The sequence below is a fragment of the Serratia sp. Nf2 genome (assembly GCF_003028435.1).
GTDB lineage: Bacteria > Pseudomonadota > Gammaproteobacteria > Enterobacterales > Enterobacteriaceae > Serratia > Serratia marcescens_L.
Genome location: NZ_PYTW01000005.1, coordinates 44,183 through 64,161 on the forward strand (window position 1 = coordinate 44,183; position 19,979 = coordinate 64,161).

At 62.2% G+C, this 19,979-nt stretch carries 20 protein-coding genes; 16 read left to right on the forward strand and 4 right to left on the reverse strand.

Features of this window, described 5'->3' with window-relative positions; translation table 11 throughout:
- Nucleotides 1-99: 99 nt before the first annotated feature.
- Nucleotides 100-1,275, reverse strand: coding sequence for a low temperature requirement protein A (locus tag C9411_RS12495; protein ID WP_063990887.1), 1,176 nt, complete (start codon nt 1,273-1,275; stop codon nt 100-102).
- A 311-nt stretch (nt 1,276-1,586) separates the two neighbouring features.
- Between C9411_RS12495 and C9411_RS12500 the strand changes: the two genes are divergently transcribed.
- Both C9411_RS12500 and C9411_RS12505 read left to right on the forward strand, forming a co-directional pair.
- Entirely contained in the window at nt 1,587-1,871 is a 285-nt protein-coding gene (locus tag C9411_RS12500; protein WP_063990888.1) for a YdgH/BhsA/McbA-like domain containing protein, read from the forward strand.
- 241 nt (nt 1,872-2,112) lie between these two features.
- On the forward strand, nt 2,113-2,670 hold the full coding sequence (locus C9411_RS12505; protein WP_033642027.1) for a class I SAM-dependent methyltransferase: 558 nt from the start codon (nt 2,113-2,115) through the stop codon (nt 2,668-2,670).
- Here the strand turns inward: C9411_RS12505 and C9411_RS12510 are convergent, their stop codons facing one another.
- Nucleotides 2,671-3,132 carry a GNAT family N-acetyltransferase gene (locus C9411_RS12510; RefSeq protein ID WP_063990889.1) on the reverse strand — a complete coding sequence of 154 codons (462 nt, stop codon included), beginning with the start codon at nt 3,130-3,132 and terminating at the stop codon, nt 2,671-2,673. It abuts the gene before it with no gap.
- A 219-nt stretch (nt 3,133-3,351) separates the two neighbouring features.
- Here C9411_RS12510 and C9411_RS12515 point away from each other — a divergent pair, with 219 nt between their 5' ends.
- The 4 genes from C9411_RS12515 to aroL all read left to right on the forward strand — a co-directional run bounded on the left by C9411_RS12515 (nt 3,352) and on the right by aroL (nt 7,789).
- Nucleotides 3,352-4,467 carry an ABC transporter substrate-binding protein gene (locus C9411_RS12515; RefSeq protein WP_107227164.1) on the forward strand — a complete coding sequence of 372 codons (1,116 nt, stop codon included), beginning with the start codon at nt 3,352-3,354 and terminating at the stop codon, nt 4,465-4,467.
- Nucleotides 4,460-6,583, forward strand: a complete 2,124-nt coding sequence (locus C9411_RS12520; protein ID WP_107227165.1) for a TonB-dependent siderophore receptor — start codon at nt 4,460-4,462, stop codon at nt 6,581-6,583. Before C9411_RS12515 ends, C9411_RS12520 begins: the two co-directional genes overlap by 8 nt.
- A gap of 53 nt (nt 6,584-6,636) precedes the next feature.
- On the forward strand, nt 6,637-7,155 hold the full coding sequence (locus C9411_RS12525) for a GNAT family N-acetyltransferase (RefSeq protein WP_107227166.1): 519 nt from the start codon (nt 6,637-6,639) through the stop codon (nt 7,153-7,155).
- A gap of 109 nt (nt 7,156-7,264) precedes the next feature.
- On the forward strand, nt 7,265-7,789 hold the full coding sequence (gene aroL / locus C9411_RS12530) for a shikimate kinase AroL (protein WP_107227167.1): 525 nt from the start codon (nt 7,265-7,267) through the stop codon (nt 7,787-7,789).
- Between the two features lie 36 nt (nt 7,790-7,825).
- Here aroL and C9411_RS12535 read toward each other — a convergent pair whose 3' ends face one another.
- Complete coding sequence (locus C9411_RS12535) at nt 7,826-8,569, reverse strand: AraC family transcriptional regulator (protein ID WP_107227168.1); 744 nt, start codon at nt 8,567-8,569, stop codon at nt 7,826-7,828.
- A 96-nt stretch (nt 8,570-8,665) separates the two neighbouring features.
- Between C9411_RS12535 and C9411_RS12540 the strand changes: the two genes are divergently transcribed.
- From C9411_RS12540 to ppnP, 10 genes are all read left to right on the forward strand, one after another.
- A complete protein-coding gene (locus C9411_RS12540) occupies nt 8,666-9,070 on the forward strand; it encodes a nuclear transport factor 2 family protein (RefSeq protein ID WP_063990894.1) in 405 nt (134 codons plus the stop codon).
- Nucleotides 9,071-9,117: 47 nt separating this feature from the next.
- Complete coding sequence (locus C9411_RS12545; protein WP_004940491.1) at nt 9,118-9,318, forward strand: YaiA family protein; 201 nt, start codon at nt 9,118-9,120, stop codon at nt 9,316-9,318.
- Nucleotides 9,319-9,463: 145 nt separating this feature from the next.
- Nucleotides 9,464-9,964, forward strand: coding sequence for an RNA polymerase sigma factor (locus C9411_RS12550; protein ID WP_063990895.1), 501 nt, complete (start codon nt 9,464-9,466; stop codon nt 9,962-9,964).
- A 76-nt stretch (nt 9,965-10,040) separates the two neighbouring features.
- Nucleotides 10,041-10,994, forward strand: a complete 954-nt coding sequence (locus tag C9411_RS12555) for a FecR domain-containing protein (RefSeq protein ID WP_107227169.1) — start codon at nt 10,041-10,043, stop codon at nt 10,992-10,994.
- 156 nt (nt 10,995-11,150) lie between these two features.
- Nucleotides 11,151-13,850 carry a TonB-dependent receptor gene (locus C9411_RS12560; protein WP_107227170.1) on the forward strand — a complete coding sequence of 900 codons (2,700 nt, stop codon included), beginning with the start codon at nt 11,151-11,153 and terminating at the stop codon, nt 13,848-13,850.
- 78 nt (nt 13,851-13,928) lie between these two features.
- On the forward strand, nt 13,929-14,498 hold the full coding sequence (locus C9411_RS12565) for a heme acquisition protein HasA (RefSeq protein WP_033647344.1): 570 nt from the start codon (nt 13,929-13,931) through the stop codon (nt 14,496-14,498).
- Between the two features lie 72 nt (nt 14,499-14,570).
- Nucleotides 14,571-16,349 carry a type I secretion system permease/ATPase gene (locus C9411_RS12570; protein ID WP_107227311.1) on the forward strand — a complete coding sequence of 593 codons (1,779 nt, stop codon included), beginning with the start codon at nt 14,571-14,573 and terminating at the stop codon, nt 16,347-16,349.
- Nucleotides 16,346-17,677 carry an HlyD family type I secretion periplasmic adaptor subunit gene (locus C9411_RS12575; RefSeq protein WP_107227171.1) on the forward strand — a complete coding sequence of 444 codons (1,332 nt, stop codon included), beginning with the start codon at nt 16,346-16,348 and terminating at the stop codon, nt 17,675-17,677. The genes C9411_RS12570 and C9411_RS12575 overlap by 4 nt, the downstream gene beginning before the upstream one ends.
- A 2-nt stretch (nt 17,678-17,679) precedes the next feature.
- Complete coding sequence (locus C9411_RS12580) at nt 17,680-18,501, forward strand: energy transducer TonB (protein WP_107227172.1); 822 nt, start codon at nt 17,680-17,682, stop codon at nt 18,499-18,501.
- 151 nt (nt 18,502-18,652) lie between these two features.
- A complete protein-coding gene (gene ppnP / locus C9411_RS12585) occupies nt 18,653-18,943 on the forward strand; it encodes a pyrimidine/purine nucleoside phosphorylase (protein ID WP_004940463.1) in 291 nt (96 codons plus the stop codon).
- A 64-nt stretch (nt 18,944-19,007) separates the two neighbouring features.
- Here the strand turns inward: ppnP and rdgC are convergent, their stop codons facing one another.
- Nucleotides 19,008-19,919 carry a recombination-associated protein RdgC gene (gene rdgC / locus C9411_RS12590; protein ID WP_004940461.1) on the reverse strand — a complete coding sequence of 304 codons (912 nt, stop codon included), beginning with the start codon at nt 19,917-19,919 and terminating at the stop codon, nt 19,008-19,010.
- Nucleotides 19,920-19,979: the final 60 nt, after the last annotated feature.

The following is a 19,979-nucleotide window of genomic DNA, read 5'->3' on the forward strand; positions in this document are numbered from 1 at the left end:
ATTTTCCTTGTTTTTTTATCCGCTGCTCTCTGCAAACCCGGCAATGGCATGAGGTTTGTCATCAATCTCACAGCGGGGGCGGTGACGCCCCCGTTTGCTTCAGGCTTCCGCGTGCCGCTGCGGCGCTCTGCCGCGCGAGATGCTCTCCCACACCGCCACCACCACCATGATCAGCGTCGTCAGGCCATTGACCATCAGCAGATCGGTTAAATAGGCGATGGGGGCCAATGCCGCCAGCGCCAGCAGCCCCACCAGGTGCGACAGCGGGAAGCGATGATACACCAGCCGTTTATACAGCGCGTTGGCGAACAGGTAGAGCGCCGGACCGAGCAGCAGCACCACCGCCGTGGCGTGTTGGATACGGCCGTCGGGATGGGCGATCACCAGCTCGTTGGCCACGGCGCAGACGATGATGGCGCCCACCAGCGCGACGTGGACGTAATGGAAATAAGCGCCCAGCTGGCCGGGGTTTTCCGCCTGGCTGATGGCGTGGCTGCCGGCTTTGCTGCTGGTGTCGAAGTAAACCCACCACATCGCCAGGCTGCCGAGAAAGGCCACCAACGAGGCGATGAGCACCGGCAGGCTCCAGCTTTCTATCTCACTCAGGGTGGCGCCGGTGATTAGAATGGTTTCCCCCAGCGCCACGATCACGAACAGCTGGCAGCGCTCCGCCAGATGGTGACCCTCGATGGTCCATTCGCTGCTGCTGTCCGAGCGCCCCAGCACCGGCAGCCGGAAGCCGAACATCGGCGAGACGTATTCACACAAGACGGCGATCGCCCACAGCGCCAGGCGGGCGTTGCCTTCCGCCAGCCCACCGGCGATCCAGAAGACGGCGGAGATGCACAGCCAGCCGAGAATGCGGCGAAAGTTTTGTTTTAACGGATGACCGGGTGCCAGCAGGCGCAGCACCGTGACGGAGCGCCCGACCTGAATGGCGACATAGAACAGCGCGAAGATCAGGCCGCGCTCGCCAAATGCCTGCGGCAGTGCGGCGGCGGCGAACAGCCCCAGCAGCATGATAGCGAACAGCAGTAGGCGGATCTGACGGGTATCCGGATTGAACCAGTTGGTGACCCAGGCGGTGTATTGCCAGGCCAGCCAGACGGCGAACCACAGCAGCAGGGTTTCCAGCGCGCCGGTCAGCGTCAGGTGATGCAACAGATAGTGGGAAAGTTGGGTTACGGCGAAAACGTAGATCAGATCGAACAGCAGCTCGGAAAATGAGACCGAAGCGCCCTGACCGTCACGCACGCGCAGCAGGTTTTGCGACATAAGCGTTCTTCCTTAAAAGGGTAAGCCACAAAATCAGCGTAGCTCAGCGCGCCTCGGCGGGTAAAAAATCTTAAATAGCGGCGGCGCGCGTTCTTTCTTTCGCCCCCCTTCTTTAATTGTTCATCAAATAGCGGTAAGGTGAGCTTTATAAAGTCATTCCTGCCTGAAAATACACACTCGCTCTCACATCCTCCTTATTCTCCTCACAATGATTGATGTTCTTTACGTTGCATGACGTCCGCTTTCATTGGCTAGCGGATAATTAACATCACTGACAACGAGCTAATAAACAAGAACACCTGGAGTCAATCATGAAACTTATCCCAAGCATCGCAGCCGTATTGATCGCCGCCGCTTCCTTCTCCACTTTCGCCGCGCCGCTGTCGTCGGTGAAACAGGTCAACAGTGAACAGGCCGCCAATCTGCAAAGCCTCGGCGTGGTGTCTGTTTCCGGCATTAGCGGCTCACCGCATGATGCCGTCACCGCCCTGAAAGAAAAAGCCGCGGCGGATGGCGCCAGCCATTACCGCATTATCGGTCTGGACACCCCCGGGGACTCCAGCAACTGGCGCGGCAATGCGGAAATTTATCGCTAAGCGTTCGCTTTTTTACGCTCTGGCCGCGGCAACGCGGCCAATAAAATAAACGGTCGCAATAATTATCTGAACAGGCGGTGCATAAACGGCTTATTCTCAGGTCATTATTACGGCCGTTTTTCTTTGCCTGCCGCTGATGAGGTTGCATTTTATTACAACTGTGTCCGCCGCTTTCGGAATCATGTTAATGATTACTTAAGATATTCGGCTCACATTGAGGGCTTAACCCAAGGAGGCCTCAATGTTAAATGCGACCCGACTGCAACTGATGAATCACTTCGCTTACCTGCAGCAATTTATGGCTTCACCGCGTACCGTCGGTACGCTGGCGCCTTCTTCCCCGTGGCTGTGCCAGGCGATGCTGAACCAGGTTGAATGGACTCGGGCGCTGTCGATCGCGGAACTGGGGGCGGCGGACGGTGTACTGACCAAACGCATTTTGGGGCGGATGCGCGCCGATGCGGCGCTGGAGGCTTTCGAGATCCAACCCCATTTCGTGCATCGGCTGCGCGGGATAGACGATCGGCGGCTGCAGGTGATGGGCCATTCGGCGACCCGGATGGCCACGGATTACGACGTGGTGTTTTCCTGCCTGCCGCTGCTGTCGATCCCAGTCAGGATCAGCGTGCGCATTCTTCAGCAGGCCCGGCAGCGGCTGCTGGCGCGCAACGGCACGCTGGTGTTGTTTCAATACAGCCACCTGTCGGAAAAATTGCTGTCCCGCTATTTTCACTGGAAGCGCCTGCGGGTGGTACGCAACTTCCCGCCGGCGCTGGTGTATGTCTGTACGCCGCGCTAACTACAGCGTTTTCGCCATCACCACCACGTCTTCGTCATGCTGCCGCCGGCGTTCCAGAGGCTGCCAACCCCAGCCGGCGTACAGCGCTTCAGATTTGTCGGTGATGAGATGCAAAACCGAGTGATGGCGCTGTCGCGCCGCTTCGACGATCGCCATCTCCAGGCGGTGGGCAATGCCTTTGCGGCGGTGATCGGGATGCACAAAAACGCCGGCCAGCCACGGAGTGAGATCCTGGCGTTGATGGTCGTCGCTGGGCCACAGGCTGGCCATGCCCACCGGACGATCGCCGTCGATCATCATCAGCGTCAGGTGATCGTCGCTTGGCCGGCTGCATTGGGCGAAGCGCAGCTGGGTGCGCTCCAGCGAACCGCCGCGCTGTGAGCCCCATTGGCCGAAGGCCCAGGCGGCGCATACATCGGCAAACTGCGGGCACTCCGACAGCGGAATGATGCGTTGAGTCATGGAGGTCTCCCGGTTTTTTTGCTGTTTTCCCCTCCTATTTAACCGATTTTTCCGCCATTTTTTTAACTTTTTAAAGCCGCTATTTCAGCGGTTTCACGGTGTTTCACCGCGTGCCCGGCGCCGTTTCCCGGATTTCTTTTGGCAATCGCGGCGTGGGATTGCAAGTGTTAATGAGAGTGATTATCATGCGCACACTATTTCCCCCGTTTCGGCTCAATCATGCGCAATTCCCTCATTTTACTGCTGCTTTCCCTGTGGTTCGGCCTGTTCTCCGCCCAGGCGAAGACGGTGACCGATATCACCGGCCGCCAGGTCGTGGTGCCGGATAACCCGCAGCGCATCGTGGTGGGAGAGAGCCGTATGCTGTATACGCTGGCGCTGCTCGAGCCGGGCAATCCGGCGCAGCGTATCGTCGGCTGGCCGGCGGATCTGGCGCGTTTCGATGCGCAAAGCTGGCAACTTTATACGCAGAAGTTCCCGCAGATCGCCGCGATCCCCATTATCAGCGGCAATAATTTCCGCCAGGTCAACATCGAAAGCCTGCTGCAGCTGAAGCCGGATCTGGTGATCCTGGCGCGCTACGCGCGTGAAGACGGCGACAACGATCTGCTGGTTTCCGCGCTGAACAAGGCCGGCGTGGCGGTGATCTACGTCGATCTGCGTATCGATCTGCTGAACAACACCGTGCCGAGCGTGCGGCTGCTGGGTGAAGTGCTCAATCGCCAGCCGCGCGCCGAGCAGTTCATCGCGTTTTATCAGCAGCATATGGCGGTGGTTCAGCAACGGCTGGCGGGCTATCAGGGGGCGAAGCCCAAAGTGATGCTGCACCTGCATCTGGGGCGGCGCGATACCTGTTGCACCACCGCCGCACACGGCAACCTTGGCGATCTGCTGACCTTCGCCGGCGGTGACAACATCGCCAACGCCAGCGTGAAAGGGGTGTATGGCGAACTGAACCCGGAAACCATTCTCAGCGCCAATCCTGACGTGTACCTTGCCACCGGCATGGCCGGCCCACAGGGCAAACGGCTGTCCGATCTGCGCCTCGGGCCGCAGGTCAGCCAGCATGACGCTGCCGACAGCTTCCGGCGGCTGATCGCCACACAGCCGATGCTGGCCAGCCTGCAGGCGGTGAAAAACCATCGCGCCTGGAGCGTCTGGCACAATTTTTACCTCAGCCCGTACCACGTGGTGCTGGTCGAGATGTTCGCCAAAGCGTTTTACCCGGATCTGTTCGCCGACATTAACCCGCAGCAGACCTTCCAACAGCTTTATCAGCAGTTTTTGCCGTTACCTTTTTCAGGGACCTATTGGAGTCAGTTAGATAATGAATAACAACAAGCGTGGCTGGTGGTGCGCATTGCCCTTGGCGGCTTGCGCGACATCGCCGACGTGGGCGGCGGAAAAAGCCGCATCGAAAGAAGAAAGCCTGGTGGTGATTGGCCGCAAAAACGCCGACGGCGTGCAGAGCTATCAGCCGTTGACCAGCGTCACCGGCACCCGCAGCGAAACCAACCTGCTGAACGTGCCGCAGGCGATCGACGTGGTGCCGCAACAGGTGATTGCCGATCAGGCGGTCAGCAGCCTGGACGAAGCACTGTACAACGTCAGCGGTATTACCCAGGCCAACACGCTGGGCGGCACCCAGGACGCGGTCATGAAACGCGGCTTCGGCGACAACCGCGACGGCTCCATTCTGCGCGACGGCGTGCGCTCGGTGCAGGCGCGCAACTTTACGCCGACCACCGAGCGGGTGGAAGTGCTCAAGGGGCCGGCCTCGATGCTGTACGGCATGGGTGAGCCGGGCGGGATGATCAACATGATCACCAAAAAGCCCCAGCTGCAGCAACATACCCATGTGGAAGGCTGGGGCAGCAGCTTCAACGGCGGCGGCGGCCAGCTCGACGTTACCGGGCCGCTCGGCACGTCGGGGTTTGCCTATCGGATGATCGTCGATCACGATGAAACCGATTACTGGCGCAACTTTGGCCGCAACCGCCAGACGGTGATCGCGCCCTCGTTGATGTGGTACGGCGAGAACACTACCGTGCGGTTGGCCTACGAACATATGGAATATCTGGTGCCGTTCGATCGCGGCACCATTATCGATTCGCGCACCGGCAAACCGGTGAATACGCCGCGCGATCGCCGTTTCGACGAAGCCTATAACGCCACCCGTGGCGATCAGGACAGCATTACCCTGCAGATCGATCAAACGCTCAATGAGCGCTGGAAAAGCTCGCTGACCTACGCCTACAGCCGCAACAGCTACAGCGACAACCAGGCGCGCGCCACGGCGTTGAACCCGGAGACCGGCGTGTTGAGCCGCCAGGCCGACTCGACCGCCAACGCCGTCAGCCACGCCAACGCGGTGCAGCTGACGCTCAATGGCGACGTGGACTGGGGCAGCATCAACCACCAGATGCTGTTCGGCTTCGATTTTGAAGATAACCGTACCTTCCGCGGCGACATGATCCGCGGCAAAAAGAACAGCGATTTCAATATCTACCATCCGGTATACGGCCTGATGCCGCCGTCGACGGCGGTCAGCGCCAAAGACAGCGACCAGCGGGAAAACCTCACCAGCTACGGTTGGTTTATGCAGGACTCCATCCAACTGACCGATAAATGGCTGGTGATGGGCGGGCTGCGTTACGACGCTTTCGACGTCTATGCCGGCAAGGGGCGGCCGTTCCAGACCAATACCGACAGCTCGGACAGTAAGGTGGTACCGCGCGCCGGGGTGGTCTATAAGCTGACGCCTTACGTGTCGCTGTACAGCAGCTATACCGAGTCGTTCAAGCCGAACTCTTCCATCGCCACCCAAATTGATTCGCTGCCGCCGGAGCAGGGCAAGTCGTGGGAAGTCGGCGGCAAGCTGGCGTTGCCGAACGGCGTTACCGGCACGCTGGCGCTGTTCGACATCACCAAGCGCAACGTGATGGTCAATGAGCTGGTGGAGGGCGAAACCGTGACGCGCACCGCCGGGCGCGTGCGTTCGCAGGGCGTGGAGCTGGACGTAGCCGGTAATCTCACCGATTCGCTGAGCCTGATCGGTTCCTATGCGTATACCGACGCGCGGGTGGTGGACGATCCGGACAACAAGGGTAAAGAGATGACCAACGTGGCACGCCATACCGCTTCGCTGTTCCTGACCCAGAATCTGGGCAGCCTGGGCCTGTACAGCGGCGATGAAGTGCGCATCGGCGCCGGCGCGCGCTATGTGGGCCGCCGCCCGGGTGACGCCGCCAACAGCTTCTACCTGGATAATTACACCGTTGCCGATGCGTTCGCCGCTTACACTATGCCGATCAACGGCTATCGGGTGAAATGGCAGCTGAACGTGAAGAACCTGTTCGATAAAACCTACTACCCGTCCAGCGGGGGCAACTTGCGCGTGGCGGTGGGGGAACCGCGTGAGGTGGTGTTGCGCGGCAGTATCGATTTTTAAGCCGCGGGCGGTGAAATTTGCTTAAATAACCGCCCTAACGTTAAGGAGAACCCATGAGCCTGCAGATTCGTTTGGCGCAGCAACGCGATATCGTGCATTTGATGGCGGTTGAACGTTCGGCGGCGCAGCTGTTTCGCCAGCAGCCGGAATGGCGCTTTATCGCCGAAGGTGAGGTGATGGCCCCGCAGCAGCATGCCGCGTTTATCGCCGAGCGCCGTGAATGGCTGGCGGAAAGCGACAGCGGCGAGTGCGCCGGTTTTATCGCCGTGCAGGATCAGGGGGAAGATTGGCACATCGCCGAATTGTCGGTCGCCGGCACCTGGCAGCGGCAGGGCGTCGGCCATCGCCTGATCGGCGCGGTGGCGGAAGAGGCCAAACGGCAGGGCGCCTGTCGCCTGACGCTCACCACCTTCATTGAGGTGCCGTGGAATGCGCCTTACTACCGGCGGCTGGGATTCCGGCCGCTCGACGACGCGCGGCTCACGGCTGCCCTGCGGCGGCACCTGGATGAGGATCTGGCGCACGGCTTTGCCGTCGGCAGTCGCTGTGCCATGGAATTTACACTATCGTAAATATTGAAATACAGAGCGGGCAGGGTATGATGCAGCCACCACGCCATCGCACCCGCTCGGTATTTTGGTATGCAATGCACTCAAGTCACCGCATAAGGGACAACCCGTAATGACACAAACCCTGTTCATGATAGGCGCTCGCGGAGCCGGCAAGACCACGGTAGGCAGCGCATTGGCGTTGGCGTTGGGCTATCAGTTCGTCGATACCGATCTGTTTATGCAGCAGGCGGCGCAGATGAGCGTGGCGGAAATGGTCGAGCGCGAGGGCTGGCTGGGGTTCCGCCGGCGCGAGACCATCGCGTTGCAAACCGTGACCAAGCCGTCAACTATAGTTGCCACCGGCGGCGGGGCGATCCTGGCGGAGGAGAACCGTCAGTTTATGCGTCAGCACGGCACCGTTATCTACCTGCGCGCGCCGGCCAGCGTGTTGGCGCAGCGGTTGGAAGAGTACCCGGAAGATGCGCAGCGCCCGACGCTCACCGGCAGGCCGATCGCCGAGGAGATGCTCGAGGTGCTGGCGGCGCGCGAAGCGCTGTATCAGGACGCCGCGCATTACGTGATAGACGGCGCCGCCGATCCGCAGCGGGTGGTGGAACAAATCCTCGCGGTGTTGCCGCGTGAGGCGGTGAAGTAACCCTTTCTTCTCTTCGGGCGCTGGGCGCCCGTTTTCTTATTCCGTTTGCCGAGCCGGCGCAAAGTATGCCCCGGGCGTGACGCCGAAGCGGCGGCGAAAGGCGGCGATGTAGGCGCTGACGTTGTCATAGCCACAGGCGTCGGCCACCTCGCCGACCGCTTCGCCACGTGATAATCCCTCCAGTGAACGCAATACCCGCGCCTGCTGGCGCCACAGCGCGAAGCTGATGCCGGTTTCCTGCAGAAAAAGGCGGCTCAGGGTGCGCGGGCTGAGCCCGGCCCAGGCGGCCCAGTCGCGCTGGCTGCGCAGGCTGGCGGGATCGTTCAGCAGCGCCCGGGCGATGTTCAGCAACCGGGCGTCCTGCGGCAGCGGCAATTGCAAAGGGGCGCGGCTTGCCGCGTGCATTTCGTCCAGCAGCACCTGCAGCAGCCGCCGTTGCGGCGCATTCAGCGGGCCGGCGGGGAACTGCGCGATGCGCTCCACCAGGGCCTGCAACAGCGCAGAGGCCGTGAACAGCTGCGGCAGCGGCGGCATCTCCGGCACGCTTTCCACCGGCAGATACAGACTCCAGCCCGCCACGTCGCCGCAGGCCAGCGCCTGATGGGCGCATCCCGGCGGCAGCCAGCCCAGCGTACCGCCGGTGATTGCCCATTGCCGGCCCGGGAGCTCCATTGCCAGCATGCCGCGCGTCAAGAGATAGATCTGGCCGCCTTCGTGCCGGTGCCAGGGCGTTAGGTGTTTTTTTTCATGCTGAAGGCGTTGGCTGCGGATCTGCGTCATATTGGCCGTTTAACGTGATTAAAAGTCTTAATGTGGTTATTATGCCACCGCCGGACCGGGATAGGATCGCCGTTCACCCTATTTCGGAGAAACGTGATGACTCAACTTACCCCACTGGATCTGGTACTCGATACGCTGCAGCAGGTCGTCGCCAGCCCGGAACATCGGCCGACGCAGCTCGCCGCCCGTTTCAGTGCAGGCTACCGCCAGCAGGTGGATGGCAAGGTGCTGAACTTCGAGCAGTTTGAGCAACACATGGCGCTGCTGAAGCGGCAAACTCGCCGCATGACGCTGAGCGTGATCGCGGCGGCGGAGCAGGGCGAGGCGGTGCTGACCCACCATTTGGTCGAGCTGGAAAAGCGCGACGGCTCCTGCAGCCGCGTGCGGGTGCTGGCGCACTTCACCGTGCGTGAAGGCCGCATTTGCGCCTGCGACGAACTGACCGAGCTGTTGGCGGGCGCCCCCGGCGATCGCGATCTTGGCTCGCGCGTGTCGGAATGAGGGCGGCTGCTATACTTGCTACTGTGTGAAACACACGGGAGAACGGCATGCGCGAAAATGATCAACCTGCTTATCCACGGAGCGCCCGCGTCGTAGAGGTGTTTCGGGGCGACCCGAACCTGCATCTGCGCCGTTTTGAAGTGCGCACCGACGACATTGAGCCGAATACGCTGCTCAGTGAACATGAAACCGAGCAGGAAGCGCTCGACGCCAAGCACCGCTATGAGGACGAGGCGCTAGAGCTCTGACCTGCTGCCCAGCGGAAACCGGCGCCAGGCCGGTTTCCTGTTTATCCCCCGCCTTAGCACATATTTCCCAGAACAATATTGATAATGATAATCATTTATGTGATTTTTATCGCCCCTATTGGGTGTTTCACTTCTGGGAAAAGAGATGTCCAATTCCGAGTTGCAGGCGCTGTTTCTGCGCCATATGCGGCCGCTGCAAGCCTATTTGAACGCCAAACTGCGCGACCCTCAGCTGGCCGCGGATTTGGCGCAGGAAAGTTTTACCCGTCTTACCGAGCAGTATCCGCAGGGTAACATTCTCGATATCGAGGCCTACCTGTATAAAACCGCCAAAAATCTGATGCTCGACCATGTGCGCCAGCAGCAGCGGCGGCAGACCGAAGCGGTCGAAGACGACATTCTGGCGCAGTATCCCTCCGGTGAACCGGCGCTTGAACAACTGGCGATCGACAGCCAATTGCTGCAGCTGTTGCAGCAGGCGCTGGCGGACATGCCGCCGCGCACGCAGCAGATTTTCCGCCTTAACCGGCTCGATGGCCTGACCCAGGCGCAGGTGGCGGCGCAGCTGGGCGTGTCGCTCAGCACGGTAGAAAAACACCTGGCCAGCGCGCTCGAGCGGCTGATGGCACGGATGGAAGAACAATAATGGCAATTTTTTTACGGGTTTATCCGCGCTCAGACGTCTTAACCTATAACCAGAAAAAACAGAGGTCTATGCCATTATGAAACCGCTAACCGCACAGGCGCGACAGCAGGCGGCCGCCTGGGCCGTGAGCCTGGCCGAAGGGGCGTTGCCGGCCGATCGGCGGCGAGCGTTGGACGCCTGGCTGGCCGCCGATCCGCAGCATCCGGCGGCGCTGCGTCAGGCTCGCCTGCTGTGGACGACGCTGGGGCAACTGCCGCCAGAGCAGCGGCGGGCGTTACAACCACAGGTGGCGGCGCTGAAAACGTCATCCCATCGCAGGTGGCCCCGCTGGGCGGTGGCGGCGGCGGTGGCGATCGCCGTTTCCTTCGGCGTTTATCGCGGGCCGGATCTGTGGATTGGCCTGCAGGCGGATTATCAAACCGTTCGCGGCGAAGTGCGCGAAGTCGCGCTGCCGGACGGCAGCCGGGTGGCGCTGGACAGCGGCAGCGCGATCGCGCTGGCGTATTCCGCAGGCGAACGCAAGGTGCGGCTGCTGAGCGGCGGCGCCTATTTTATCGTCGCGCCGTTGGGCGGGGCGGAAAGCCGCCCGTTCAGGGTGGAGGCGGAAAACGGCGTCACCCAGGCGTTGGGCACTGAGTTCAGCGTGGCGCGCACCGAACGGGGCGTCGACGTCAGCGTACATCAGCACAGCGTGCGGGTAACGCTTGATCGCGGTGAGCGCTCGCTGGTGGTCGCGCAACGCCAGGCGGCGCATTACCGCAATGGGCAGCTGCAGCTGACGCGGCAAACGGCCGGTGATGACGCCTGGCGACGCGGCTGGCTGGTGATCGACCGCCAACCGCTGACGCAGGCGCTCGCGCAGCTCAACCGCTATCGCGAGACCCGCATCGTGGCGGTCAATCCCGCGCTAAGAGCGCGCACGGTGAGCGGCGTGTTCGCGCTCAATAAACTCGACGACGGCGTCGGCGCCATTCGTCAGGAACTCTCCGCCCGCCAGCTGAATCTCCCCGGCATCACGCTGCTTTACTGAGCGGCAAAGGCGGGCCGGGATGCCCGTTTCGCCGCTATTTTCACTTTCTGTAAAAAATCTTTACGGGTTTTTGCCTCCCGGAACGTCCTTATGTTTAAACGAGATTGATTTCCATTATCACTTGGTTTGACATTCTTTCGGGTGGAACACACACGCATGCTTATTCACAAGGGAACCACGCCGGCCGGCCGATTGGCCACGGCGGTACGCGCCGCGCTGGCGGCGATGATGTTGACTCAGCCGGCGGTGGCGCTCGCCGCCCAGGCTGAAGCGAGCGGCGCGCAGGCCGCACAGCAAAAGCATTTCAACATTGCGGCGCAGCCGCTGCAGAGCGCTATGTTGCGCTTCGCCGAGCAGGCCGGCATGCAGGTGTTTTTCGACGAGGTGAAGCTCGACGGCATGCAGGCGGCGGCGCTGAACGGCAGCATGAGCGTTGAACAGGGCCTGCGGCGCTTGATCGGCGGCAATCCGGTGGCTTTCCGCCTGCAGCCGCAGGGGCAGATCGTATTGAGCCGGCTGCCGACGGCGAACGGCGACGGCGGCGCGCTGGCGCTGGATAGCCTGACGGTGCTGGGCGCCGGCGGCATCAACGCCAACGATTGGGTTTACGACGAACCGCGCTCGGTCAGCGTCATCAGCCGTGAGCAGATGGACAACCGCCCGGCGCGACACGCGGCCGATATTTTGGAGCAGACGACGGGAGCCTATTCCAGCGTCAGCCAGCAAGATCCGGCGCTGTCGGTCAACATCCGCGGCATACAAGACTATGGCCGGGTGAACATGAACATCGACGGCATGCGACAGAATTTTCAAAAGAGCGGCCATGGCCAGCGTAACGGCACCATGTACATCGATTCCGAACTGCTGTCCGGCGTGACCATCGACAAGGGCACCACCGGCGGTATGGGCAGCGCCGGCACGCTCGGCGGCATCGCCACCTTCAATACCGTCAGCGCGAGCGATTTCCTGGCGCCAGGCAAAGAGCTGGGCGGCAAGCTGCACGCCAGCACCGGCGACAACGGCACCCACTTCATCGGCAGCAGCATATTGGCATTGGGCAACGAAACCGGCGATATCCTGCTGGCTGCCAGCGAACGCCACCTCGGCGACTATTGGCCCGGCAACCAGGGCGACATCGGCAACATTCGCATCAATAACGACACCGGCAATTACGATCGCTACGCCGAGAGCATCAAGAACAACAAAATCCCCGACACAAATTACCGCATGCACTCGCGGCTGGCCAAGGTGGGCTGGAATCTGCCCGCCAACCAGCGCCTGCAGCTGAGCTATCTGCAGACCCAGACCGCGTCGCCGATCGCCGGCACGTTGACCAACCTGGGCACCCGCCCGCCCTATGAACTGGGCTGGAAGCGCACCGGTTACAGCGACGTGATGGCGCGCAACGCGGCGTTCGACTACAGCCTGGCGCCGGAAGACGTCGACTGGCTCGATTTTCAGGCCAAGCTGTATTACGTCGATACTCAGGACGACAGCGACACCTACAGCACCAGCTCGCTGCTGGACAACGGCTACGCGACGCGTACCCGGCTGCGTACCTACGGCGCGCAGGCGCAAAATACCTCGCGCTTCAGCCTGGCGCCGGGGCATGACTTCCGCGCCAACTACGGGCTGGAGTTCTATTACGACAAGGCAACCAGCGACTCTTCCCGCCAAGGCATGGAAGGGGTGACGCCGGCCGGCAACCGTTCGGTAGCCAGCCTGTTCGCCAACCTGACCTACGACTACGACGGCTGGCTGACGTTGGAGGGGGGGCTGCGTTACGACCGCTATCGCCTGCGCGGCCAGACCGGCCTGAGCTATCCGGATTTGGCCAAAGATGGGCAGCGCTACACGATTGACAATCCTTGCAAAGAGTTGCGTCTGACCGGCTGTTCAACCACGACCCGTGAAGATTGGAACGTGGATCGCGATCAGGGCAAGCTGTCGCCGACGCTGGCGGTGGCGGTGCGCCCCGGCGTGGAGTGGCTTGAGCTGTATACTACCTACGGCAAATCCTGGCGGCCGCCGGCGATCACCGAAACGCTGACCAACGGCAGCGCGCACAGTTCTTCCACGCAATACCCCAACCCCTTCCTGCAGCCCGAGCGTTCGCGTGCCTGGGAAGTCGGGTTCAACGTGCAGCAGCCGGATCTGTGGTTTGAGGGCGATCGGTTGGTGGCCAAGGTGGCCTACTTTGACACCAAAGTGGATAACTACATCAACCTGGCGATAGACCGCAATAAGCCGGGGCTGGTGCAGCCGAGCATCGGCAATGCCGCTTACGTCAACAACCTGTCTAAAACCCGCTTCCGTGGGCTGGAGTACCAGCTCAACTATGACGCAGGGGTATTCTACGCCGACCTGACCTATACCCACATGATCGGTAAAAACGAGTTCTGCTCGAACAAGGCCTGGTTGGGAGGGCGTCTGCGCTACGGCGACGGATCGCGCCGCGGCAACTTCTATGTTGAGCCGGATGCCGCTTCCAATGACTTCGTCACGTGTGACGGGGGAACGCAGTTCGGCTCCGCCGCCTACCTGCCAGGCGATCGCGGCTCGGTGACGCTGGGCGGTCGCGCCTTCGATCGCAAGCTGGACGCCGGGGTGACCGTGCGCTTTGCGCCGGGCTATCAGGACAGCTCGGTGCCATCCAACTACCCGTACCTGGCCGACTGGCCGAAGTACACCCTGTTCGATTTGTACGCCAGCTACAAGCTGACCGACAGCCTGACGCTGCGCGGCTCGGTGGAGAACCTGACCAACCGCGCCTATGTCGTCAGCTACGGCGAGACGCTGGCCAATACCCTCGGGCGCGGCCGCACCGTGCAGGGCGGGGTGGAATACCGTTTTTAAGCAGTAAAAGGGCGTTGCTCATCCTTGAGCACAAGGGCAGCCCCGCAAGGGGCGCCGTTCATCAATGGAGATAGAGAAATGGCATTTTCAGTTAACTATGACAGCAGCTTTGGCGGTTACAGCATTCATGACTATCTGGGCCAATGGGCTTCGACATTCGGTGATATCAACCATACCAACGGCAATGTCGTCGAAGGCTCAAACAGCGGTGGCTTCTACGGCGGCCGGTTGTCCGGTAGCCAATACGCCGTGACCAGTACGGATAACCATGTCACGTCGGTCGTGGCGGGTGGCAACCTGACCTACACACTGTTCAATGAACCGGCGCATACCCTGTACGGCCAGCTGGATTCCCTGTCGTTCGGCGACGGTTTGAGCGGTGGCGATACATCACCGTACAGCATTCAGGTGCCTGACGTCAGCTTCGGCGGCCTGAACCTCAGCAGCCTGCAGGCGCAGGGCCACGATGGCGTGGTGCACCAGGTGGTGTACGGCCTGATGTCCGGCGATACCGGCGCGCTGGAGACCGCGCTGAACGGCATCCTCGACGACTACGGCCTGAGCGTCAACTCCACCTTCGATCAGGTGGCGGCGGCGACGGCGGTGGGCGTGCAGCATGCCGACAGCCCGGAACTGCTGGCGGCCTGATTGCGGCCGTTTGCCCGCCGGCGCCGCGCGCCCCGGCGGGCATTTTCTCGTTTTTAGCCGATGGAAAACGCCATGAAAAACGCCGTCAGGCGCGGAGAAGTGATGAGCGTGCTGGCCGCATACCGGCGCGGGTTTTGGGGCATCGCGCTGTTTACCGCGGTGATCAACCTGTTGATGCTGGCCCCGGCGCTGTACATGCTGCAGGTCTACGATCGCGTGTTGCCGTCGGGCAACCGCATGACGCTGGCGATGCTGACCCTGATGGTGGTCGGCCTTTATCTGTTTATGGGGCTGCTGGAGTGGGTGCGCAGTCAGGTGGTGATCCGCCTCGGCGCCCAGATGGATATGCGCCTGAATCAGCGGGTCTACGACGCCGCCTTCGAAACCAACCTGAAAACCGGCAACCCGCTGGCGGGACAGGCGCTGAACGATCTGACCAACCTGCGCCAGTTCGCCACCGGCAATGCGCTGTTCGCCTTTTTCGATGCCCCCTGGTTCCCGGTTTATCTGCTGGTGGTTTTTCTGCTCCATCCCTGGCTTGGCGCGTTGGCCAGCGCCGGGGTGATCGTGCTGGTGCTGCTGGCCTGGCTCAACCAGCGGGTGTCGCAGGCGCCGCTCGCGGAGGCCGGCCGGGTCGCGCTGAGCGCCACGCAGCAGGCCAACGGCAACCTGCGCAATGCCGAAGCCATCGCCGCCATGGGGATGCTGACCGATTTGCGCCTGCGCTGGCTGCGGCAGCACCAGCAGTTCCTGCTGTTGCAGAACCGCGCCAGCGAGAAAATCGCCGCCGTCACCGCCTGGTCGAAAACCGTGCGGCTGGCGCTGCAGTCGCTGATGTTGGGCTGCGGCGCGCTGCTGGCGGTTAACGGCGACATTACGCCGGGCATGATGATCGCCGGATCGATCCTGATCGGCAGGGTGCTGGGGCCGATCGATCAGCTGATCGGCGCCTGGAAGCAGTGGTCGTCGGCACGCCAGTCCCTGCAGCGGCTGGAGGTGATGCTGGCCGCCAACCCGCCGCAGGCGGCGAGCCTGCCGCTGCCGGCGCCCAGCGGCACATTGGCCGTGAATCAGCTGACCGCCAGCGCGCCCGGCGGGAGCGCGCCGGTGTTGCACGGCGTCAGTTTTCGTCTGGAGGCCGCAGAGGTGCTGGGCGTCATTGGCGCGTCCGGCTCCGGCAAAACGCTGCTGATGCGCCAACTGGTCGGCGCGCTGACGCCGCTCAGCGGCGACGTGCGGCTGGACGGTGCGGATCTCCGGCGGTGGGACAAACAGCAACTGGGGCCGCATATCGGCTATCTGCCGCAGGATATCCAGCTGTTCGCCGGTACGCTGACGGAAAACATCGCCCGTTTTGGCCAGGTTGACGCCGAGAAGGTAGTGGCCGCCGCCGCGCTGGCCGGCGTGCACCAATTGATCCTGCATTTGCCCAAAGGGTATGAAACCGAGCTGGGCGAGGGCGGCAGCGGCCTGTCCGGCGGCCAGCGTCAGCGGGTGGCGCTGGCGCGCGCGCTGTATGGCTCTCCGGCGTTGGTGGTGTTGGACGAACCGAATGCCAACCTCGACCGTGAAGGGGAAGAGGCGCTGCAGCGGGCGATCGAAGCGCTGAAGGCGCGCGGTACCACCATCGTGTTGGTCACCCACAAACCGGCGATCCTGGCGACGACCGACAAATTGCTGGTGCTGGCCGCCGGCCAGGTGCAGCACTTCGGCCCCAGTGACGCCATCCTGAAAAAACTGCCTGGTTTTGCACCCGCGGCCGTACCGGCCAACGCCGGCCGCAGCAGCGGCGGCTTCAACGTCAACTACGCCAACTTTTCCAAAACGGCCAGCGGTGAACGAAAAGTATGAGCAATCAGAGTGTGATCCTCGGCGATATCGACGCCCTTTCCCGGCAGTTCGACGAAGGGCGCCATCTGCGGCTCGGCGGCTGGCTGGTGCTGCTGGGATTTGGCGGCTTCCTGCTGTGGGGGCTGTTGGCACCGTTGGATAAGGGCGTGCCGGTTTCCGGCAGCGTGGTGGTGGCCGGCAACCGCAAGGCGGTGCAGCACCCGAGCGGCGGCGTGGTGTCGCAAATTCAGGTGCATGAAGGCGACCGGGTCCGCGCCGGGCAGGTGCTGTTGCTGATGGATACCGTCGACAGCCGCACCCAGCGCGATGCGCTGCGCAGCCAGCAGTTGAGCAACGCCGCGCAGCGGGCGCGGCTGCAGGCCGAGCGCGACGGCCTGCAGGCGATCGCTTTCCCTGCATTGCTGCAGGCGCGGCGGGGGGAGCCGGAGGTGATGTCGTTGATGCTGCTGCAACAGCAGCTGTTCACCAGCCGCCGCGCGGCGTTGCAGAGCGAGCTGGCGGCGATCGCGGAGAGCATCGCCGGATCGCAGGCGATGCTGGAGGGGATCCGGCAGTCTTACGCCAGCAAACAGCGACAAAAGGCCATGTTGCAAGAGCAGCTGGGCGGCATGCGCAAGCTGGCGGCGCAGGGATATGTGGCGCGCAATCGGCTGCTGGATCTGGAAGGGCAGTATGCGCAGATCGACGGCCAGGCATCCGAGGACACGGGCAATATCGGCCGCCTGGGGCGCCAGATCCTGGAGCTGAAGCTGCGGGCGATCCAGCGGCGGGAAGAGTATCAGAAAGAGGTTAGCAGCCAACTGGCCGAGGTGCGGATGAAGCTGGACGAACTGGATAACCGCCTGGCCAAGGCGGAGGCCGATCTGGGCCATACGCAGGTGAAAGCGCCGGTGGCGGGCACCGTGGTGGGGCTGAGCGTGTTCACCGAAGGCGGCGTGATCGGCGCCGGCCAGCAACTGATGGAGATCGTGCCCAGCGATCGGGGGCTGCAGGTGGAGGCGCGTATCCCGGTCGAGCTGATCGACAAGGTGCAGGTGGGGTTGCCGGTCGAGCTGTTGTTCTCGGCGTTTAACCAAAGCACCACGCCGCGCGTTGAGGGCGAAGTGACGCTGGTCGGGGCCGATCGCCTGACCGACGAGAAAAGCGGTGCGCCTTATTACAGCGTGCGCGCCAAGGTCAGCGAAGAAGGATTGCAACGTTTGAACGGGTTGGAGATCCGCCCAGGGATGCCGGTCGAAGGGTTCATCCGCACCGGCGAGCGTTCGATGATGAACTATCTGTTCAAACCGCTGACCGATCGCCTTCACTTGGCGCTGACGGAAGAGTGAGCATGTCGGTTTCGCCGCTGCCTTTCGCCGCGCCCGGCGCCGCCATGCCCTGGCGCCGTTGTCTGGTATTGGTGCTGGCGCTGCATCTGCTGGCCGCGGCGTTGTTCTGGCCCTGGCAGGACAAGGTTGAGCCGCCGTGGGTGCCGCCGCCGGCGGTTATGGTGGTGATGGCTGCCGCACCGCAGGCTCCAGCCGAAGTAAAGCAACCGCCGGGGCAAAGAACGCCGCCTCAGGTTGAACCGCCGGCGCCGCCGGAGCCGTTGCCGACGGTGAAGGTGCCTGAAGCCATACGGCCGAACATCGCCGTACCGCCGAAGCAGAAAAAACCGCCCAAGCCGGTGAAGAATCCCCCCCTGCCGCGCACACCGCCGCAGGAGAAAACGATCGCGCCGCCGAAGGTTCAGGAGCAAAGCGTCGGCGCGCCGCCGAAGGTTCAGGAGCAAAGCGTCGGCGCGCCGCCGCCGGGCCGGGCGGATAAAACGGCCGCGCCGCAAACTCGCCTGACGCCCTATGCTCAAGCGGGGGTGGACAACTGGCGCAGCCGCATCAGCGGCCGCCTGAATCGTTTTAAACGTTACCCCAAAGACGCATTGCGGCTAAAGCGCCAGGGCGTCGGGCAGGTGCGTTTCACGTTGGACAGGCAGGGCCATGTGCTGGCGGTGACGCTGGTCAGCAGCGCCGGGCTGCCATCGCTGGATCGCGAAATCCAGGCGCTGGTCAAACGCGCTTCGCCGCTGCCCACGCCGCCGGCGGACGCTTACGTCAATGGCACGGTGGAATTGACGCTGCCGATCGATTTCAGTTTGCGCGGCGCGGGTTTTTGACGCGGCTGTTTCATGCCGATGGTCTGGGCGTTGCGCACGGTAACCTTTGCCTCTGCGCCGTGATCGCATTTCGCGCGAAAAACCAGTGACAGATCAACCGCAATCCCCCAATATGGATTTTCCATCAAGATGATTACGCGGGTGCCAGTCTATGCTGAAAGTGAATGAGTATTTTGCCGGAAAAGTGAAGTCTATCGGTTTTGACAGTAGCAGCATCGGTCTTACCAGCGTGGGCGTGATGGAAGAGGGCGAATACACCTTCTCCACCGCGCAGCCGGAAGAAATGACGGTGATCACCGGGGCGCTGAAAGTGCTGCTGCCGGGGGCGCCGGACTGGCAGGTGTTTACGCCGGGCGAGAAGTTCTTCGTGCCGGGGCACAGCGAGTTCAACCTGCAGGTGGCCGACGCGACCGCCTATCTGTGCCGCTACCTGAGCAAATAACGTTGCTTGTTAGGGGAACGCAGGGCTCAGCGGATGCTGGGCCCTGGTCGTTTCTGCGGCGGGATTAACGCTGGGCTTCGCCACCGAGCGCTTCGATGGTGTTTTTGATCAACGCCGCCAGCTCGCTGGTCATCAGGATAAAGTCGGCGTCAAAGCGCTGGGCGAAGTCATCGCGATCGATATCGTCGTTCTGCTCGCGCAGCGTGTCGGCGAACTTCAGGCGCTTGAGCGAGCCGTCGTCCGACAGCATCAGCTGAATGCGTTCCTGCCAATCCACCGCCAGCTTGGTCACCAGCTTGCCGGCTTCGATATGCACCGCGATTTCGTCGCTGATCAGATTCTGTTTCTTGCAGCGGATCACGCCGCCTTCTTCCAGAATCGCTTTCAATTCCGCTTCATCCTGAATGGCGAAGCCGGCCGGCATCTCGCCGGAACGCACCCATTCGGTCAGCGTCAGTTCGATCGGGCTTTCCATCGTCAGCGGCACCACCGGCAGCGAGCCGAGGCTTTTGCGCAGCAGCGCCAGCGTATCTTCGGCGCGTTTTGCACTGGCGGCATCGACCATGATCAGATCGTTGACGGTGTCGATCCACATGAAGGTCTGATTGAAGCGGCTGAACGCGCGCGGCAGCAGGCTGTGCAGCACTTCGTCCTTCAGCGCGTCTTTCTCTGTTTTCTTCAGTTTGCGGTGTTGTTCCGCCTCCAGGCGCTCAATCTTGGCCTGCAGCTCTTGTTTGATGACCGGCGACGGCAGGATTTTCTCTTCCTTACGCGCGCAGATGACGATTTGGCCGTTGACCGCGTGCGTCAGCGCATCGCTGTGCGAGCCCATCGGGGAGACCCAGCCGGTCTTCGCCATGTCTTGGCTGCCGCACGGCGTGAAGGCGAACGCGCTGAGTTGTTTTTCCATTTCATCCGCGTTTAACGCCACTTCGCGGCTCAAACGGTAAACCATCAAATTCTTAAACCACAGCATAATGTTATCCCTGGCTGGGCGTGCGTTCGGCACGCTGATTCGTCAAAAGCAGGGCGGCAT

What these genes read in the sequence shown, in the direction of transcription:
- C9411_RS12495 (WP_063990887.1), bottom strand. Translation starts at nt 1,275, where the DNA reads ATGTCGCAAAACCTGCTGCGCGTGCGTGACGGTCAGGGCGCTTCGGTC.
- C9411_RS12500 (WP_063990888.1), top strand. Translation starts at nt 1,587, where the DNA reads ATGAAACTTATCCCAAGCATCGCAGCCGTATTGATCGCCGCCGCTTCC.
- C9411_RS12505 (WP_033642027.1), top strand. Translation starts at nt 2,113, where the DNA reads ATGTTAAATGCGACCCGACTGCAACTGATGAATCACTTCGCTTACCTG.
- C9411_RS12510 (WP_063990889.1), bottom strand. Translation starts at nt 3,132, where the DNA reads ATGACTCAACGCATCATTCCGCTGTCGGAGTGCCCGCAGTTTGCCGAT.
- C9411_RS12515 (WP_107227164.1), top strand. Translation starts at nt 3,352, where the DNA reads ATGCGCAATTCCCTCATTTTACTGCTGCTTTCCCTGTGGTTCGGCCTG.
- C9411_RS12520 (WP_107227165.1), top strand. Translation starts at nt 4,460, where the DNA reads ATGAATAACAACAAGCGTGGCTGGTGGTGCGCATTGCCCTTGGCGGCT.
- C9411_RS12525 (WP_107227166.1), top strand. Translation starts at nt 6,637, where the DNA reads ATGAGCCTGCAGATTCGTTTGGCGCAGCAACGCGATATCGTGCATTTG.
- aroL (WP_107227167.1), top strand. Translation starts at nt 7,265, where the DNA reads ATGACACAAACCCTGTTCATGATAGGCGCTCGCGGAGCCGGCAAGACC.
- C9411_RS12535 (WP_107227168.1), bottom strand. Translation starts at nt 8,569, where the DNA reads ATGACGCAGATCCGCAGCCAACGCCTTCAGCATGAAAAAAAACACCTA.
- C9411_RS12540 (WP_063990894.1), top strand. Translation starts at nt 8,666, where the DNA reads ATGACTCAACTTACCCCACTGGATCTGGTACTCGATACGCTGCAGCAG.
- C9411_RS12545 (WP_004940491.1), top strand. Translation starts at nt 9,118, where the DNA reads ATGCGCGAAAATGATCAACCTGCTTATCCACGGAGCGCCCGCGTCGTA.
- C9411_RS12550 (WP_063990895.1), top strand. Translation starts at nt 9,464, where the DNA reads ATGTCCAATTCCGAGTTGCAGGCGCTGTTTCTGCGCCATATGCGGCCG.
- C9411_RS12555 (WP_107227169.1), top strand. Translation starts at nt 10,041, where the DNA reads ATGAAACCGCTAACCGCACAGGCGCGACAGCAGGCGGCCGCCTGGGCC.
- C9411_RS12560 (WP_107227170.1), top strand. Translation starts at nt 11,151, where the DNA reads ATGCTTATTCACAAGGGAACCACGCCGGCCGGCCGATTGGCCACGGCG.
- C9411_RS12565 (WP_033647344.1), top strand. Translation starts at nt 13,929, where the DNA reads ATGGCATTTTCAGTTAACTATGACAGCAGCTTTGGCGGTTACAGCATT.
- C9411_RS12570 (WP_107227311.1), top strand. Translation starts at nt 14,571, where the DNA reads ATGAAAAACGCCGTCAGGCGCGGAGAAGTGATGAGCGTGCTGGCCGCA.
- C9411_RS12575 (WP_107227171.1), top strand. Translation starts at nt 16,346, where the DNA reads ATGAGCAATCAGAGTGTGATCCTCGGCGATATCGACGCCCTTTCCCGG.
- C9411_RS12580 (WP_107227172.1), top strand. Translation starts at nt 17,680, where the DNA reads ATGTCGGTTTCGCCGCTGCCTTTCGCCGCGCCCGGCGCCGCCATGCCC.
- ppnP (WP_004940463.1), top strand. Translation starts at nt 18,653, where the DNA reads ATGCTGAAAGTGAATGAGTATTTTGCCGGAAAAGTGAAGTCTATCGGT.
- rdgC (WP_004940461.1), bottom strand. Translation starts at nt 19,919, where the DNA reads ATGCTGTGGTTTAAGAATTTGATGGTTTACCGTTTGAGCCGCGAAGTG.